Source organism: Pseudomonas sp. LBUM1640, from assembly GCF_059716225.1.
Genome location: NZ_CP166816.1, coordinates 936,788 through 953,449, shown reverse-complemented (window position 1 = coordinate 953,449; position 16,662 = coordinate 936,788). Strand labels below are relative to the sequence as shown.

The following is a 16,662-nucleotide window of genomic DNA, read 5'->3' as shown; positions in this document are numbered from 1 at the left end:
ACAAACCCTCTTATTGTTCTGTTAGCGCGCGCACATGGACGCCGCTTTCGAGGCGCGCCAATTGCGCGTCATCGCTGATACCAAAACCAATCTGCGTAACCGCCATCGCAGCAATCGCCGTGGCCCGGCGCAGGGTGGTTTCCGGCAGATCAAAGCTGAGCAACCCATGGAGCATCCCGGCCAGCAACGAGTCGCCCGCACCCACCGTGCTGGCGACGCTGACCTTGGGCGGCGTGGCATGCAGCGCCGTGCCTGGGCTGAACCAGTTCACACCGTCGGCGCCATGGGAGATCACCACATGCTCCACGCCTTGAGCGTGCAAGCGCTCGGCAGCCTGGGCCTGTTGTGCGATGGAATCGGTGGGGCAATCCAGGGCTTCGGCGAGTTCTTCAGTGTTGGGTTTGATCAACCACGGGCCCACCTTGAGGCCTGCGCGCAAGGCTTCGCCGCTGGTGTCGAGGGCGATTTTCAAACCGAGCGATTTCAGTTCCTCCAGCAATGCCTGGAACCACTGCACGCTGACGCCACGCGGCAAGCTGCCGGCGACCACCACCACATCGAATTCAGGCGCGATCACCGCCAGTAGCTTCAGCAATTTTTTTTGCGCCTGCTCACTCACCAAAGGCCCCGGCGCGTTGATGTCGGTGACCCGGCCGTCCTCTTCGGCAATCTTGATATTGCTGCGGGTTTCGCCCGGCACGCGGATGAACGCGTCGCCAAACCCACGGCTGGCGATCAGTGCATCGAAAGCCTCGGGGTTTGCGCCGCCGAGAAAACCGCCCACGCTCACGTAATGGCCAAGATCGGCCAACACCTGCGCCACATTCACGCCTTTGCCGGCGGCGTGGGTCAGCAAGGTTTCGCTGCGGTTGACTTCACCCGGCTGCAGGCGTGCCAGGCGTACTGTGAGGTCCAACGCCGGGTTGAGCGTCAGGGTCAGAATATTCGCCATTTACACGGCCTCCACTAGGGCTCGCACTTGCGCGGGCGAACCCACCGCAAGGGCTTTTTGCGCCAGGCCCTGGGCCTCGCTCAGACTGAATTCACGCACCCGCGCTTTTACTTCAGGAATGCTGCGGGCCGACACACTCAACTCATCCACACCCAGGCCGATCAGCACCGGCACCGCCAACGGGTCCGCCGCCAACTCGCCACACACGCCAACCCATTTGCCATGGGCATGGGCGGCGCGCACGGTGATGTCGATCAGCTGCAACACCGCCGGGTGCAGGCCATCGGCCTGGGCCGACAGCGTCGGGTGGCCACGGTCGATGGCCAGGGTGTACTGGGTCAGGTCGTTGGTGCCGACGCTGAAAAAGTCGACTTCCTTGGCGAGTACCGGCGCCAGCAACGCGGCGGACGGCACTTCGATCATGATGCCCAGCTGCAAGTCCGCCACCGGGATTTCCAGGCGCAGGCGCTCGGTCATGTCACGGGCCGCGCGCCATTCATCGACGCTGCCGACCATGGGAAACATGATGCGCAGCGGCCGGCTATCCGCCGAACGCAGCAGCGCGCGCAGTTGGGCTTCCATGATCTGCGGGCGCTGCAAGGTCAGGCGAATACCGCGCACGCCGAGGAACGGGTTTTCTTCCTGGGCAATCGGCCAATACGGCAGCGGCTTATCACCACCGACGTCGAGGGTGCGCACCACCAGCGGGCGGCCACCGAGGCCATCAAGCACGCGACGGTATTCGGCTTCCTGGGTGGCCTCATCCGGCGCTTGCGGGTGCGCCATGAAAATCAGCTCGGTGCGCAGCAGGCCGATGCCTTCGGCGCCCTGCTCCACCGCCGCGGCAACACCGGCGCTTTCGCCGATATTGGCGAACACTTCCACGGCGTGGCCATCGCGGGTCAGCGCCGGTTCGTGACGCTGGGCCGAGGCGGCTTGCAGGCGTTGCTCGCGGGTGTCGCGCTCGACGGTGGCGCGTTGCAGGGCGGCGGCGTCGGGGTCGATATGCAGGCGACCGCGCTGGCCATCAAGCAACAACGGCGTGCCGGGCACGAGCAACAATACGGCCGGGCCTGCACCTACCAACGCGGGAATGCCCAACGCCCGCGCGACGATGGCGCTGTGGGCCGTGGCGCCACCACGCGCCGTGAGAATACCGGCGACGCGGGCCGGGTCCAGGCGCGCGACGTCAGAAGGGCCGACCTCGTCCATCACCAGGATGTAAGGCTCGCTCGGCTCCTCGGCGGTGTCGACGCCGCACAGTTGCGCCAGCACACGGCGGCCGATGTCGCGCAGGTCGGCGGCGCGCTCGGCGAGCAAGGCGTCCTGCAGCGCCTCCTGCTGCTTGGCAGCAGCCTCGATCACGCTCATCCACGCGGCTTCGGCGCTCTCGCCTTGCTTGAGGCGGGTGTCGACTTCGTCGGTCAGTTCCGGGTCGTCGAGCATTTCCTGGTGGGTGATGAAAATCTCGCGAATGGCTTTGGCTTGGCTGCGCTCGATCAGGCCCTGGATGTCACGGCGCACATCGGCCAGGGCGCTCTGCAGGCGCTGGCGTTCAACGGCTGAAGACTCGCCGCGCAGTGGGTAATCGAATACGTGCTGAACCTGGATATGCGCAGGCCCGATGGCAATGCCAGGCGCGGCGGCGATGGCCTGGATCTGGCTGCCGGCTGTGGGCGCGCTGATGACCGGTTCGATGTCGACCGTGGCGGGCTGGGCACTTACGGTCGGCAGCGGCTCGATTTCTTCGCCGAGGCCCTCTTCTACCGCCGCCAATAGAGCGGGCAGCGCATCGCCAGCAATCGACGGCTCAGCGATAAACTCCAGCACCTGGCCACGCCGCGCGCCGAGGCTCAGCAGCTTGCTCAGGCTTTTCACAGACACGGCGCCCACTGGGCCATCTTTGACGCGCACGCGGATATCGCCGTCAAAACTTTTCGCCAATTGCGCGAGGATCTTTGCCGGGCGGGCGTGCAAACCATGGGCGTTGGCCAGGGTGATGCGCGCGCTTGGCCAATCAGGCGGCAGTTCGCCGCCGAGCACTTCGAGCACCGCACGGCTGCTGGTGGCGCGGCCCAGTTCCTGGCCGCGACCTTCAATCAACAACGCGCACAGGCGCTCGAGCAAGGTCTGGTGCGCTTCACCGAGGCTGGCCAAGCAAAACAGACCGTTGAGTGGCTGGCCGAGGTAACGCATCGGTTTGTCCGGCGTCACGAACGCAAGGCCCGGGCGTTTCACGGTCTGCTCGCTGTGCAGCCACCACAGGCCGTCGCCCAGGGGCAATGCGTCAACTTGCTGCAATACGGCGGCAAAGCCGTTGCTCACACAGTCGGCCTGGCGCAGCAGGCGCGCACCGCGCCACACCAGTTCTTCAAAATCATCGGCGGACACGCCCAGGCTGATCATCTGCGCATCCAGCGCCAGTTCCTGCGGCGCGCCTTGCAGCAGCTTCAGCAAGGCTTCGGCGGAACTGGCACGGCGCAACGCCTGGCCCAGGTCGGTTTCACCGAGGGCACGGGTGAGCAGTTGCAACAGGCGCAGGTGTTCATCGGATTTGGCGGCAATGCCAATCGCCAGGTAGACGATCTGGCCGTCGCCCCAGTCCACGCCTTCGGGGAACTGCAGCAGGCGCACGCCGGTAGAAAACACTTGGTCGCGGGTTTGCGGAGTGCCATGAGGGATGGCAATACCTTGGCCGAGAAAGGTCGAGCCTTGGGCTTCACGGGCTTGCAAGCCACTGAGGTAACCCTCGGCGACCAGGCCATCGGCCACCAGTTTGTCAGCGAGCAGGTGCAAGGCAGCAGATTTGTCCACAGCCACCTGGCCCATGGATATCTGCTCTACAGTGAGCTCAAGCATGCCGTTCTCCTAGTTAGTGCAGTGTATGCACTAGGTATTGTTTTGAATAAATCAGCGTGGCGGCGTTCAAAAATAACTGACTGAGTGGTCAATTGGCAGTAGTCACTCAGTGGCGAACATCGCAAAAATACGCCTGCTGAAACGTTTAATCTAGAATTTATGGCAGATTACGCGCTAATTATGCAAGCTTGAAGGACCACTCAGCGCTTGAGCTCAGACAATAGCCGTGTGCAGGAATCGGTTACGATTGGACAAAATGTCGGGGCAGGCTCTAAAAAACAAGGAAATCCCGGTTTGAAACTCAGTGATATCGCACGTCTGGCCGGTGTGTCCGTGACCACCGCAAGCTACGTCATCAATGGCAAGGCCGCACAGCAACGCATCAGCCCCGCAACGGTGGAGCGGGTGCGTGCGGTGGTCGAAGCCCATGGCTTTACCCCCAACCCCCAGGCGGCCGGGCTGCGCAGCCGGCATACGCGCACCTTGGGCTTTATCCTGCCGGACCTGGAAAACCCCAGTTACGCACGGATTGCCAAGTTGTTGGAACAAGGCGCGCGAGCTCGCGGCTATCAGTTACTGATCGCAAGCTCCGACGATGAGGCGGGCAGTGAGCGCCAGCTGCTGCAACTGTTCCGCGCTCGGCGCTGCGATGCGCTGTTCGTCGCCAGCTGCCTGCCGGCCAGCGATGACAGCTACCGCGAGCTGCAAGCCAAAGGCCTGCCAGTGATTGCCATCGACCGAGTGATGGCACCGGATCAGTTCTGCTCGGTAGTCAGCGATGACCGTCAAGCCTGCCAGCAACTGACCAGTAGCCTGTTGCAGCCGCTGCCCAAGCAGATCGCGCTGATCGGCGCACGGCCTGAGCTGAGTATCAGCCAGGAGCGTGCCGCCGGTTTCCGCGAAGCCCTGCAAGGGTTCACCGGTGACGTCATCATCGAAGAGGGTGAAGCCTTCAGCCGTGACTGCGGCCGACAGCTGATGGAGCAACTTCTACAGCAATTGGGGCATTTGCCTGACGCGCTGGTGACCACGTCCTACGTGCTGCTGCAAGGGGTGTTTGATGCGCTGCACGACTTCCCGCTCAAATCCCGACCGCTGCGCCTGGGCACATTTGGCGACACCCAATTGCTCGACTTCCTGCCGCTCCCGGTCAACGCCATGGCCCAGCAGCACCAACTGATTGCCGACACCGCCCTGCGCCTGGCCCTGGCCGCCATCGAGGAAGAACAGTACCAACCGGGCGTGCACGCCATTGGCCGGACCTTCAAGCAGCGCATTCACGAGGCCTGAATGTGGAGCTGATCGACACCCACACCCACCTGGACTTCCCGGACTTCGATCATGATCGTCGCGAAGTCCTCGCCCACAGCCGGCAACTCGGCGTGCAGCGCATGGTGGTGTTGGGGGTGTATCAGCAGAACTGGCAACGGCTGTGGGATCTGGTGCAAGACGATGAAGGTTTGTTCGCCGCCTTCGGCCTGCACCCGGTGTACCTCGATGAGCATCGCCCCGCCGACCTGACCGAGTTGGGCGATTGGCTTTCGCGCCTGCACGGCCACCGCCAACTGTGCGCCGTCGGCGAAATCGGCCTGGACTACTTTCTCGAACAGCTGGACCGCGAGCGCCAGCAAAGCCTGTTTGAAGCCCAGCTGAAACTGGCGGTGGACTTCCAGCTTCCGGCGCTGCTGCACGTGCGCCGCAGCCACGCGGCGGTGGTCGCCACGCTCAAGCGCATCCGCGTGCCACGCGGCGGCATCATCCATGCGTTCGCCGGCAGTGTTGAAGAGGCCCGCGAGTACATCAAGCTCGGCTTCAAACTGGGCCTGGGCGGTGCGGCCACGTGGCCGCAGGCGCTGCGCATGCACAAGGTGCTCGCCCAATTGCCGCTTGACGCGGTGGTACTGGAAACCGATTCACCGGACATGGCGCCCGCCATGTACCCAGGCCAGCGCAACAGCCCGCAACACCTGCCGGACATCTGCACCGCCTTGGCCGAACGCCTGGGCATCAGCCCCTTATTGTTGGCCGAGACGAGCACACGCAATGCGTGCGAGCTGTTCAATTGGTAGTGGGTTGACGGCTTGCAAGTCCAGCGTCAGCCGCTGGCGATGACGGGCATAACGCAGCACCAGGAAATGCACCAGCACGACCACCAGTGAAACATTGAGTTGCCCGATCACGCTGAGCAACCCCACCCACTCAGCCACCATCGCCACAATCAGCACCACACTGGTCAGTACCATCATGCTCGGGTGCACCATGGCCCAGTGGTCCAGCGATTTAAATTGGCGCAGCTGCCTTGGGCAGTTCAACTGCAGGATTAGTTGGCAGTACGGGCAGCCAAAGGGCTCATCGATGGCAATGGCGTTCAGTTGCCAAGGCCTGAGTGAAAACGTGATGTCGCAATGGGCGCAGTGCCCTTTGATGCCGATAACAGCGGCCATCGCCGTGCCTCCCTTGGTCCGTGACTGGTTGAAATAAATTCTCACCCATTCGCGCACCCAAAAAAGACCCACAGGTAAATCAGGACAGGCACCACATCACTCAAGGGTAAATTCCTACGCGCCAGACTTACACGCGAAACGCTCCGATCAATTGCTTCAACTCGATGACCTGCATCGACAGCAGTCGGCTCGCCGTTTCGGTCTGATGCGCGCCCTGGGCCGCATGCTCGCCCGCACGATTGATCGCGACGATGTTCTGGTCGATATCGTGGGCGACAGCGGTCTGCTGCTCTACCGCGGCGGCGATCTGCTGGTTCTGGTCGACGATCATGCCGACGGCACCGAGGATATTTTCCAGGGCCTGCTGCACCTTTTCCGACTGCCCCACGGTGCCATTCGCCATGGTGTGGCTGGTGCCCATGGCCTTCACCGCTGCGCCGACCCCGCTGTGCAATCGGCTGATCATCTGTTCGATTTCTTCGGTGGAATGCTGGGTGCGCCGGGCCAGGGTGCGCACCTCGTCGGCCACCACCGCAAAACCACGGCCTTGCTCGCCGGCGCGTGCCGCTTCGATCGCGGCATTCAGCGCCAGCAGGTTGGTTTGTTCGGCGATGCTCTTGATCACTTCCAGCACACTGCTGATCGATTGGCTGTCGATGGCCAATTGATTGATGACGCGCACCGACTCCTCAATCTCCGAGGCCAGGCGCGCAATGCTGCCCTGCTGGGATTGCACCAGGCCACGGCCGCTGACGGTTTCATCATTGACGCTATGGGCACTGCTGACCGCCGCTGCCGCGCTGCGCGCCACTTCCTGGGCCGTGGAGGACATTTGATTCATGGCCGTAGCCACCTGTTCGATCTGGCTGCGCTGCCCGCAAACCGCCTGATTGCTCTGGGCCGACACCGCCTGCACCTGGCCGGCTTGCAACTCGACCTGGCTGACGGTGTGGCCGACGCGCTCGATCAGGTCGTGAATTTTGGCTACGGTGGCGTTGAATACCTGGCCCAGATCGCCCAGCTCATCGCGGCTCTGCGCAACGAAGGTGACGGTCATATCACCCGCCGCAACCTTGTCCATCATCGCCCCCAGGCGGCGCAAGGTTGTGCGGGTCGAGGCATAGAAACCCGCGTACAAGTAGAAAATCAGCAAAAACACCGCCGCCAGGGCGCAGACCAGCACCATCATATGCGTGCGGTTTTGGGCAAGGCGCAGCTCCAGTTGCTGTTCGAGGAACATCAGCGTGGCTTCGTTGAGCTGATAGGTCTGGGCCATCAGCGTGCTGACGTCTTCGTAGAAAGGCTGCCACGGGGCGTCAAGGGTATCGACCATGACGACCTGCTCTTCAAACACTTCACTGCCTTGCTTGAGGCTCGCACTGCTGGCCTTGGCCAGGTTATCGAGCGCCGCATGCGCGGCTTGGCTGGCCCCCAGGGCATCCTGCAACTTCAAGGCGTACTCGGCCTGGAGTTTTTCCAACTGCTGCAGCAGCTCGTCAAAGCGCGTGCTGGAGGAAGAGTTAAGAAAGCCCTGACCCAGGGAATATGCACCCATGGCCCGCCCTTCACCCAAGGTTTGAGTGACCTGCGGGGTAACACTGTTGACCAGCTCACTGAGTTGGCGTAAATCGCTCTGGGCGTCGCGACTCAAGCCGGATTGGCTGGCAATGATCTGGCTGAGCATCTGCGCCTGGTTGAGCAATTTGCCGATCAGCGCGCTTTTGCTCAGCAGCGAGGTTTCCTCTTGTTGGGCCTTGAACGCGGTAATCATCTCATCGCGTTTACCGTCAAAAACGCTGATGTGTTCAGGGGCGGTGGCCATTGCGTCAAGGCTTTGCAGGCGGCTCAGTACGCGTTGTTCCAAAGCGCTGATTTTGCCCTCCAGATCACCGGCCTTGCCGGATTGGCCGAGCACCGCGTTGATCTGTACCTGGTTGTTGAGGGTTTCCAGATCGCGGCGCAGCGCCAGGCTGCTGCCGAGCAGGTCGAGGCTTTGCAGTTCGATCCGCGTGCCCTGGTATTCAGACCAGGAATCGCGCACCAGGAAATAGTTGGTCGCCAGCATCGGCAGCAGGAACAGCACGCTGATCAGGCTGAATTTCATGCCGAAACTCAGGCGATTCATCAGTGCGACGGCGGGATAGAGCAAGCTCTTCACGGGTGAACTCCCTTTCTATTATTTTTATTGAGGCGCAGGGAAATACGGCAGATAGCCACTATTTGGCGCTCTGTCTGTATAGCTCAATTTGAAAGGTAGTTTTGTAACGTAAGGTTAACGGCCTGTGGTGAGCAGGTTTATTGTGGCGAGGCAGCTTGCTGCCGCGGGGGCGCGAAACGGCCCCAAACGCTGGCGACTGCTACGCAGTCGAGCGCGAGCTTGCTCCCTCGCCACAAAAGCCCGAACTTCTTGCTCGCTAGGGCAGCACCGTCCAAATCGCAAACCCGGCATACCACAGCACCGCCGCACGCAGCAGCAGTTCCCACAAACGATCGAGGCTGTTGATGCCGTCGGCCCCCACTGCCGGCGGTGGGATTTCAGCCGCCACCAAACCGACTTTTTCCATCAGTTGTGCAGCGCTGATGTCCCAACTCAGCAGTTCATGCAGCATCACACGGCTGACCGCGACAAAGTTACCCACCAAGGCAAAACTCGCCGCCAGCAAGCGTACCGGCAACCAGTCAAACGCGTGGCGCAACTGCCCGGCACGCTCGGCCACCAAGGGGTTTTGGCTATGTTCGCTGGCCAACGCCAACAGGCGATAGGCCAGCGCCGCGACCGGCCCCAATAGGAAATACCAGAAAATCACCGCAAAAAAGCTTTGGTAGGCCTGCCAGAGCAGACGGCCTTGCACGCGTTCCAGTAACTGCTCGCCACTGTCGGCCGCAATCTTCAGGTCGCGCTCGGCCACGTGCTCGGCGGCTTGCAGATCGCCGCGCCGCCACGCATCGCGAAACGGCCCCAGTTCAGCCAGCAAGTCGCCACGGCCCAAGCTGTAAATCACCACCAGCAAGTGCACCGGCAGCGCCAGCAAACCATAAGCCACCGGCTCCAACACCAACAGCAACAGCGCCAGCAGGGCCACCGGCAACAACACCAACAGCACGAGAATCAACCAAGGCCGTTTGCCCATGCGTGGGCTCGACTCCAGCTTGGCCAGCTCACGCAACCATCCGCCGTCGCGCTGCAATCGCCGACGCAAGGCCGAGAACTTCTCGATCCAGACCGCCAGCACCAACACCAGGAAACTCATCGTGCGTGTCCTCCATCCTGCAGGGCGCTGCGAAAGCGCACCCAATCAAAAGCCGGGCCCGGGTCGGTCTTGCGTCCCGGAGCGATATCACTGTGACCACAAATACGTTGCTGAGTAATGGCCGGATAGGCCGCCAGCAACTGGCGTGTCAGGTCGATCAGCGACGCATATTGAGCCTCGGTAAACGGTAGCTCGTCCGTCCCTTCCAGCTCGATCCCCAAGGAGAAGTCATTGCAGACTTCACGCCCCTCGAAGCTGGACACCCCGGCATGCCAGGCGCGGTCCAGGCACGATACAAATTGCGTCAGCTTACCGTCGCGCTCAATCAGAAAGTGCGCAGACACCCGTAGGTCGCAAATTCCTTCAAAGTAGGGATGTTCCGTGACATCCAGGCGATTCTGGAAAAACTCATGCACCTTGCCGGTGGCAAACTGCGCCGGTGGCAAACTGATGTTATGCACCACCAACAGTGAGATTTCGCCTGCAGGGCGCTCGTTGAAGTTGGGCGAAGGGCAATGACGAACGCCCTGGCACCAACCACTGGCGGGGTCCAACTGCATACAGGTTCCTTGAGTGAGACGAGGTGTTACCAGTATGCCGCGTTCAGCCCTGCGGTTGCGATCACTTGCCGCGATTGAGTTGACGCAGGTTGCTCACCACACACGCCAACGCACGGTCGAACAGCAGCCTGTCGTCCAAGGTGCGCAGCGCGTCGCGCTTGAACGCCATCGCCAGTTGGCCGGCACTTTGCTCCAGGACTTTGAGCCCGGTGCGGCTGACAAAAATATACGTATTGGCCGGTGCCATGATCGCCGCCAGCTTGCACCGCAGGCAGGTGCCTGCGTCTTGCTGGAACTCAAACCAGCCGCCGATGCGCAATTGGTGAGCCTTGAGCAGGTCCGGGTCATCGCTCGGCAGGTTGTCGATTGGATCAGGCAGCCCGGTACTGAATGAAAAGGGCTCGCACACCTTAATCACCGCGTCGAAGCCCAGGCTATCGAAAGACTGAACATGCATGGCCTGCAACCGCACAAAAAATTCACGTGTGCTGAAGGAATCAAACGCCGCACTGGTCAAGCCATTGCGCAATGCCGCGAGCAGCCCAGGCAGTTGCTCCAACAGGTGCCGGCCAGCTTCCGTGTCTCTCTGCAGGCCCACACTCCAGATCAATTCGTCCATGGTGCGCACCGCCGACTGCCATTGCACCGACTGTTCGTCGTGCTTGAGGCAGGCCAACAACAGCACCTGGCTCCAGGCCTGCTGGAGAAATTGCACCACAGATTGCGGCAATACCTTACCCAGCAACCGCCGGTTGAGTAGATCAGCCACGCGCGCGCGGGCGGCTTGCGTACGCACGCGCCCTTCTTCGGCTTCACGGGTGTGCTGTTCAAGCAGCTCGCTACGGCGACGCTCCTGCGAGGTAAACGCGGTGAACTGCGCGAGCAATTGGGTAAAAATCGCCGGGTCTTCGACGAAATCATTCAGCAAACACTGCACCACTTGCTCAATCTGCAGGTACAGGTTGTCACGCTGATAGTCGGCATGCGGGGTCCAGCCCATGGCAGTAACGGCGATCTCATTGAGCAATTGCCGCGCCGGGTGATGGGTACGACTGAAGAAACTCTTGTCCAGCACCGCGACTTTCAACAGCGGGATCTGCAAGCGCGCGATCAAGCCCTTGAAGATGTCAGGTACGGTGCAGTCGTTGAGGATAAATTCGAACAGCAGGGCCACCAGGTTGATTGCATCCTCATCGGCACCTTCCACCACACGGGATTTGCCACTCTTGACGCTGACGCGGGTCAACAGCTGCCCAAGCTGGTTACGCAGGTCGAAATCATCTTCAGCCTCGGGTTCCGGCACGTATTGCTGCAGATGCGAGAGCAAACGCAGCAGGTCACGGGTGGCGATGGGTTGCGGCTCGGCGCTGGCCTCCAGGGTGGGCGCTACGCTGCCACGCACGGCAGCCAGCAATTTTTGCAAGGCGGCGAACGCTTCCTGGCCGCTTTCATCGAGCGGCTGGTCGACGTGGGGCAGGCTGCCTTCATGCTGTTGTTCGCGAGCCGCACGCCCGCCGGGGCGACGTGACGGCACCGCCTTGAGTTCAGGCAAAACCCCGGTGGCAATCAGCAACTGGTTGGCCTCGCCGAACAGCTGGTCAGCGTCACTGAGCACATACTTTTCAAAGAGCTTGAGCATGATCAGCTTGACGCGGATCTCCACCCCCAAACTGCGCCCCGCGCGCAAAAAGAACTCGCACAGCAGTGCCGGGCCCAGCGGGTTATCGCGCTCATCCAGGGGCCTGCCGAGCAACACGCTCAAGCGCGCGGTCAATTGCCCCAGCGCCAAGCCATCGCGGTGTCGCACCCGACCGAGCATGGCCTCCAGCGCGACGGCTTTTTCCAGCTCATCGCTGGACGCACCGGGCGCCGCTTCGTAGGACACCACTGGCACCAAGTGCGGCTCGCCCTGCCCCACATGACCCAGGTTGGCGAACGCGGCAAACAGTTGCGCCATGAACACGCGCTCGAAATTCTTGCGCTTGAGGCGTAAGTCGCGCATGGCTTCAAAGAAAATGTGATGGTCAACATTGCTGCGGGTCTTGTCGGCCATTTCGAACAGCGTGTCGTCGGCGTTATCGAACAGCTCCTGCAAGCCTTGCTGAAGTTGTTGGGCAGCCTTGTCGCGAACCTGCAGCAACACCACCGGCAAGCGCGCGAGCGGCGATGGCGTGGCCTGTGCCTTTTTGATGGGCACCACCTTTCCGTCAATGTGCATCCTGGCCTCCTGAAACGGCGGTGTTGGATCGGGGAAATATCGGCGACAGGCCCCATTGGGTCTGCAAAAACCGTTTACCCCCAAGACGTCAAAGCTATGACGCCAATTGCAAGGCGCGAGATTATCTTGCAAATGAGGGTAGTTGCGCCAGCAAACTCTGCCGTTGCGCTGTAAATGAATAGGCAGCCTGGGTTCAAAGGCGCACTGCCCCTATAATCGATGCACTTTGTTTGTGGAGCCTGTTATGCCGAACCTCCGTCTTGCCGACCTCACCGCCGAAATCGAAGCCAACGTGCGCCGCGCGCTGCTGGAAGACATCGGCAGCGGCGACATCACTGCGCAATTGATCCCGGCTGAACGGCTGGCCAAGGCCACGATCATCACTCGCGACGCGGCCGTTATCGCCGGCACCGCCTGGGTGGACGCGGTCTTCCGCCAGCTCGACCCTCGGGTCGCGGTGCATTGGCAGGTCGCCGACGGTGAGCGCGTCAGCCCCAATCAGGTGTTGTTCCATCTGGAAGGCCCGGCCCGTTCGCTGCTGAGCGGTGAACGTTGCGCCCTGAATTTTCTGCAGATGTTGTCAGGCGTCGCCACGCGCGCTCAGTTCCTGGCGGATTTTGTCGCCTCTACCCAGGTCAAGCTGCTGGACACCCGCAAAACCCTGCCGGGCCTGCGCCTGGCGCAGAAATACGCGGTGACCTGCGGCGGTTGCCATAACCACCGCATCGGGCTGTATGACGCGTTCCTGATCAAGGAAAACCATATCGCTGCCTGTGGCGGCATTGCCCAGGCGGTGACGGCCGCCCACAAAATCGCCCCGGGCAAGCCGGTCGAAATCGAAGTGGAAAGCCTGGATGAACTGCGCGAAGCACTGGCGGCGGGCGCCGACATCATCATGCTCGACGAGTTGAGCCTGGATGACATGCGTGAAGCCGTGCGCCTGAACGCCGGCAAGGCCAAACTGGAAGCCAGCGGCGGGATCAATGAAACCACCCTGCTGCCCATCGCTGAAACCGGGGTGGACTACATCTCCATCGGCGCGATGACCAAGGATGTGAAGGCGGTGGATTTGTCGATGCGCCTGAGTATCTGAGGCTTTTAATGCAGGAGCCGGCTTACCGGCTCCTGCACAGTGTTTCAGATCGCGAGGTTATTCATCCCGCAATACTCGTTCCAGTCGACACCCAGCACCTCGGCGGCCTCCTTGTGCAAGGCCAGGCGTGCGGCTTCGAATTCTTCCGGAGTCGAGGTGTACTTGAGGCTCAGCTCCCATGGCTGCAGGCCCTGGGCCTCGGCCTCATCCTCAAACGCCCATTGGATCTGGTCCTTTTGATCATCGGGGCTCAGGTCCTTGATCTCATCCAGCAGTTCCGGCGACTCCGCGACGTACTTTTTGAGGGCTGCTTCGTGCCGCGCTTCCTGGGTCATTTCTGATGTGGTCATGTTGTTCTCTTAGATCGAGGAATGGGGATGCATCTGGGTCATCAAGGTTGCGCAGATACGAAAGAGCAGGCACGAATGCCGGCTCGTCTGGCCTTCAGAACCATTCTGGGATCATCTGAAAACGTTGCCTTTGAAACATTGTGCTGACCCACTGATCATAGGTCAGCTGTCGAACCAAGAATAGACCACATAGCTCAAACCACATCAACCCTGACGCAGGCAGCGTTCGCTCGCAGCACGCGCCGCCAAGCACCCGCCCCGAGTTCGCCATATGATACGAATGACCGCTTGCGCGCGCAGTTCAAAGCCAAGGGTGGACGCCGGATAGCCCATCGTCCTGCTTTATGCCCTGCCAATAAGCTGGCGCAGCACACGCTTTACAGAGGGTGCGAAACGCAGTTGCTCCTTCAACTCATCCTGGATAACGACCGCATCATTGAAGGCTTTACGCGCATGCTGAAGATCGCTATGCAGAGTCAGAGGCGCAGGTGCAGGTGCAGGTGCAGGTGCAGGTGCAGGAATTATGTCGTTCGTAGCCGGGATTGCTGGCAAAGCGCCTAGCTTTGGCTCACCGAGCTTGATCAGTGTGATCATAAACTCGCTGGAGACCTCCCCAAAATCGACCGATGGCTCGCCTTGATCTGGGTCTGACATCGACACATTCAAAAGACCAAGCTCAACCAGTGTGGTGATGACCTCTATAAAGCTTTCCGGCGAGAATGCAGAGCAATGCACATCAAGGTATTCATCAGAGCTGAATGAGTTGATCGCGTACTGCATGGCCTGCTCTAGCGTATAGGTACGCTTGGCCTCGGCAAGCGGCAGATGCAAATCAAAAGAGCGGGAGCCAGGCGGGTCGGTATCGACTACCGCAAGCGACAGACAATCAAATATTTGCTTAGGTGATGGCTTGCTGGCATTTCGAATCCAGGCGTCGACAAACTCAGCGACTGGGGTTGGCTGGCGATAGTAATCAAAGCAGGCCGCCTTATTAGGGATAACCAGTGCCAGCTTGCCGCCAACTTTGAGAACTGAAAGGATCTCGTTAAGCCACCCAATCATGTTAGGGACATGCTCGATTACGTGCGACGCCAGAGCGTAATCAAACACAACGCCGGTGGGCGCGGAATCGGCAAGGCTGCTACCGGGAGACCATACAAAGTCAATTGTTTGAAGGCCGGAGTAGATCCCTGCATGCGCTGTGACGTTGGTAGCGTTTTTTTCTCGTAGCGCTTCTGTTGACGTGTAGTCGGTGTAGTAGACGTTGTACCCATCCTTGGGCACTACCGGGCGGAAAAGGGGTGCAATCTCCAACCCGCATCCTGAAAGGTCCAGGTGCTTGGTGATCAGCGTTTGTCGACTATCCATGACATCCATCCTTGTATTTTTGTATCGCGACACTATCACGGGTTGTTGGCAATTTGTCACCGCTGCTCCTACAGGGCTTTGTTGGCAATGGGGGCTATTGACGCCTTGGTCTTTCCGGCTAACTCTATTCGTTGCGCGATACGTCGCCCCTTTTCAAGCAGGGGCATTTCGAAAAACCGGTAGCTACATTCGGTGACGAGGAAGGTTGCGACGATCCAAGTTAAAAATATGGAGAAATTGTTTTCTGCTGAGTAGCTGTGCCCTGTATGGGGGCCTACAAACATCCAGAAATATCTGACCACGTAGATCATCGGTAGGTGTGTCAGATACAGCGTGAACGATCGGCTGCCAAGCCAGTAAAGAATTCGTTCGGTGCGAGGGATAGCGAGAACAGCCCCTTTGCCGAGTGCCGCGATACACACAAAGCAGGTACACACGACGCCCATTATTAGCAGATAGTGGGGCGTGAAGGGCCTGATCAGAGGAATGACAAAGAGGGCGATGCTCAATAATGCCGCGAGCAAGGTGAGCGTGCCCTTGCTTAAAAATTTTGAGCTTCTCAGCTTTTCTAAAAGATCGTATTTTCTATCAACTAAATACAGCGCAACACCGCCCACTATGGGGGGTATCTGAAAGGCGCCAGTTATCCACTGCGAGCCTCCAAACTCCGTTACTGCAACCATCAACAGCAAGGTAATAAGCCTGCTTTTAGTAGTTCTCAATAGAAGAAGAATGACAGGGAGGGCAACATAGAATTGTTCTTCAAGCGAAAGCGACCAATACACACCGTAAACGTTTGGGAGTGCGTAACCGCTAACGGCGTAGATATTGAAGAAGTTCATGAGGGCGGCGAGTGCTGCATACACGTTGCCCTTAATGTTTACCGGGTCAACTACGAAGGCGACAAGCAATGTAATTGCAATCCACACGGTGGCTGTCGGGGTTATTCTAAATAGTCGTTTGCAGAAAAACCCAAGAAGGATGCTTGATATACTGCCCTTTTCCGATACGGCCTTTTCTAACTTTGGAATCAGGCTTGCGCTGATGACAAATCCAGAAATGGTGAAAAACAGAAGAACGCCATCATAGCCAGCCAAAAACGTTCTCATCGCCTCTATAAACGGAACGCGCCACATCCATAAGTCTGGAACATGAGCGTAGACCGTGGCAACTATTGCGAGCGCCCTAAGCCTGTCAATTTCCTCGTTTCTTTTCACGTGTCGCCTCATGTTTAGACGCGCCTGAATTCTGTCCCAAAAGACGCAGTAATTTTGTTCGCTTATGCTACTCGTAACGCCCCTGATTCAAAACCCTGCGTGGAAAACCTTCATGTTTCCAACGCCTTTAACAGAAGCGCCATAACGGTCAGGGAGGTAACGACTATCGCCCAGATGTAACGCGTGAAGGCTCTTAGGTCGTCGAGACCGAGTATTGAGCCCTGACGGTGGTTCAAGCAATACAAAAATTTGAATTCGACTTTACGGTCAGGTTTCAAATTATCTGCGTGTGGGTGCCAGTGGCGTATTCATTCAGTTTACCCGACAAGTTGTCAAGGTTCGAGTAACCG

The 16,662-nt window shown here is 59.7% G+C and carries 13 protein-coding genes; 3 read left to right on the top strand and 10 right to left on the bottom strand.

The features are described from left to right. Positions 1–10: 10 nt before the first annotated feature. Both pfkB and ptsP read right to left on the bottom strand, forming a co-directional pair. Positions 11–952 carry a 1-phosphofructokinase gene (pfkB, locus tag ACA065_RS04215; protein ID WP_497693443.1) on the bottom strand — a complete coding sequence of 314 codons (942 nt, stop codon included), beginning with the start codon at positions 950–952 and terminating at the stop codon, positions 11–13. Then, positions 953–3,811 (bottom strand): phosphoenolpyruvate--protein phosphotransferase, encoded by a 2,859-nt coding sequence (ptsP, locus tag ACA065_RS04210; protein ID WP_497693442.1) that lies wholly within the window; start codon positions 3,809–3,811, stop codon positions 953–955. Between the two features lie 294 nt (positions 3,812–4,105). Here ptsP and cra point away from each other — a divergent pair, with 294 nt between their 5' ends. Continuing rightward, positions 4,106–5,101, top strand: a complete 996-nt coding sequence (gene cra / locus ACA065_RS04205) for a catabolite repressor/activator (protein ID WP_497693441.1) — start codon at positions 4,106–4,108, stop codon at positions 5,099–5,101. Between the two features lie 2 nt (positions 5,102–5,103). Then, positions 5,104–5,880 carry a TatD family hydrolase gene (locus ACA065_RS04200; protein ID WP_497693440.1) on the top strand — a complete coding sequence of 259 codons (777 nt, stop codon included), beginning with the start codon at positions 5,104–5,106 and terminating at the stop codon, positions 5,878–5,880. Here the strand turns inward: ACA065_RS04200 and ACA065_RS04195 are convergent. The 5 genes from ACA065_RS04195 to ACA065_RS04175 form a co-directional block, all read right to left on the bottom strand. Further along, on the bottom strand, positions 5,827–6,255 hold the full coding sequence (locus tag ACA065_RS04195; RefSeq protein ID WP_497693439.1) for a hypothetical protein: 429 nt from the start codon (positions 6,253–6,255) through the stop codon (positions 5,827–5,829). The two genes, ACA065_RS04200 and ACA065_RS04195, sit on opposite strands and share 54 nt — an antisense overlap. Positions 6,256–6,382: 127 nt before the next feature. Continuing rightward, on the bottom strand, positions 6,383–7,087 hold the full coding sequence (locus ACA065_RS04190; protein WP_497695296.1) for a methyl-accepting chemotaxis protein: 705 nt from the start codon (positions 7,085–7,087) through the stop codon (positions 6,383–6,385). Positions 7,088–8,669: 1,582 nt separating this feature from the next. Then, complete coding sequence (gene ampE / locus ACA065_RS04185) at positions 8,670–9,506, bottom strand: regulatory signaling modulator protein AmpE (RefSeq protein WP_497693438.1); 837 nt, start codon at positions 9,504–9,506, stop codon at positions 8,670–8,672. Then, on the bottom strand, positions 9,503–10,066 hold the full coding sequence (gene ampD / locus ACA065_RS04180; RefSeq protein WP_497693437.1) for a 1,6-anhydro-N-acetylmuramyl-L-alanine amidase AmpD: 564 nt from the start codon (positions 10,064–10,066) through the stop codon (positions 9,503–9,505). Before ampD ends, ampE begins: the two co-directional genes overlap by 4 nt. 61 nt (positions 10,067–10,127) lie before the next feature. Beyond that, positions 10,128–12,284, bottom strand: a complete 2,157-nt coding sequence (locus tag ACA065_RS04175) for a DUF1631 domain-containing protein (protein ID WP_497693436.1) — start codon at positions 12,282–12,284, stop codon at positions 10,128–10,130. Between the two features lie 244 nt (positions 12,285–12,528). Between ACA065_RS04175 and nadC the strand changes: the two genes are divergently transcribed. Then, a complete protein-coding gene (nadC, locus tag ACA065_RS04170; protein ID WP_497693435.1) occupies positions 12,529–13,377 on the top strand; it encodes a carboxylating nicotinate-nucleotide diphosphorylase in 849 nt (282 codons plus the stop codon). 44 nt (positions 13,378–13,421) lie between these two features. On the opposite strand, the gene ACA065_RS04165 is transcribed toward nadC, so the two are convergent. From ACA065_RS04165 to ACA065_RS04155, 3 genes are all read right to left on the bottom strand, one after another. Next, positions 13,422–13,727 carry a DUF6388 family protein gene (locus ACA065_RS04165; protein WP_497693434.1) on the bottom strand — a complete coding sequence of 102 codons (306 nt, stop codon included), beginning with the start codon at positions 13,725–13,727 and terminating at the stop codon, positions 13,422–13,424. A 342-nt stretch (positions 13,728–14,069) separates the two neighbouring features. Then, the gene (locus tag ACA065_RS04160) at positions 14,070–15,095 is read right to left on the bottom strand and encodes a methyltransferase domain-containing protein (protein WP_497693433.1); all 1,026 of its coding nucleotides are present in this window, start codon (positions 15,093–15,095) and stop codon (positions 14,070–14,072) included. Between the two features lie 68 nt (positions 15,096–15,163). Further along, positions 15,164–16,312, bottom strand: a complete 1,149-nt coding sequence (locus ACA065_RS04155) for an acyltransferase family protein (protein ID WP_497693432.1) — start codon at positions 16,310–16,312, stop codon at positions 15,164–15,166. Positions 16,313–16,662: the final 350 nt, after the last annotated feature.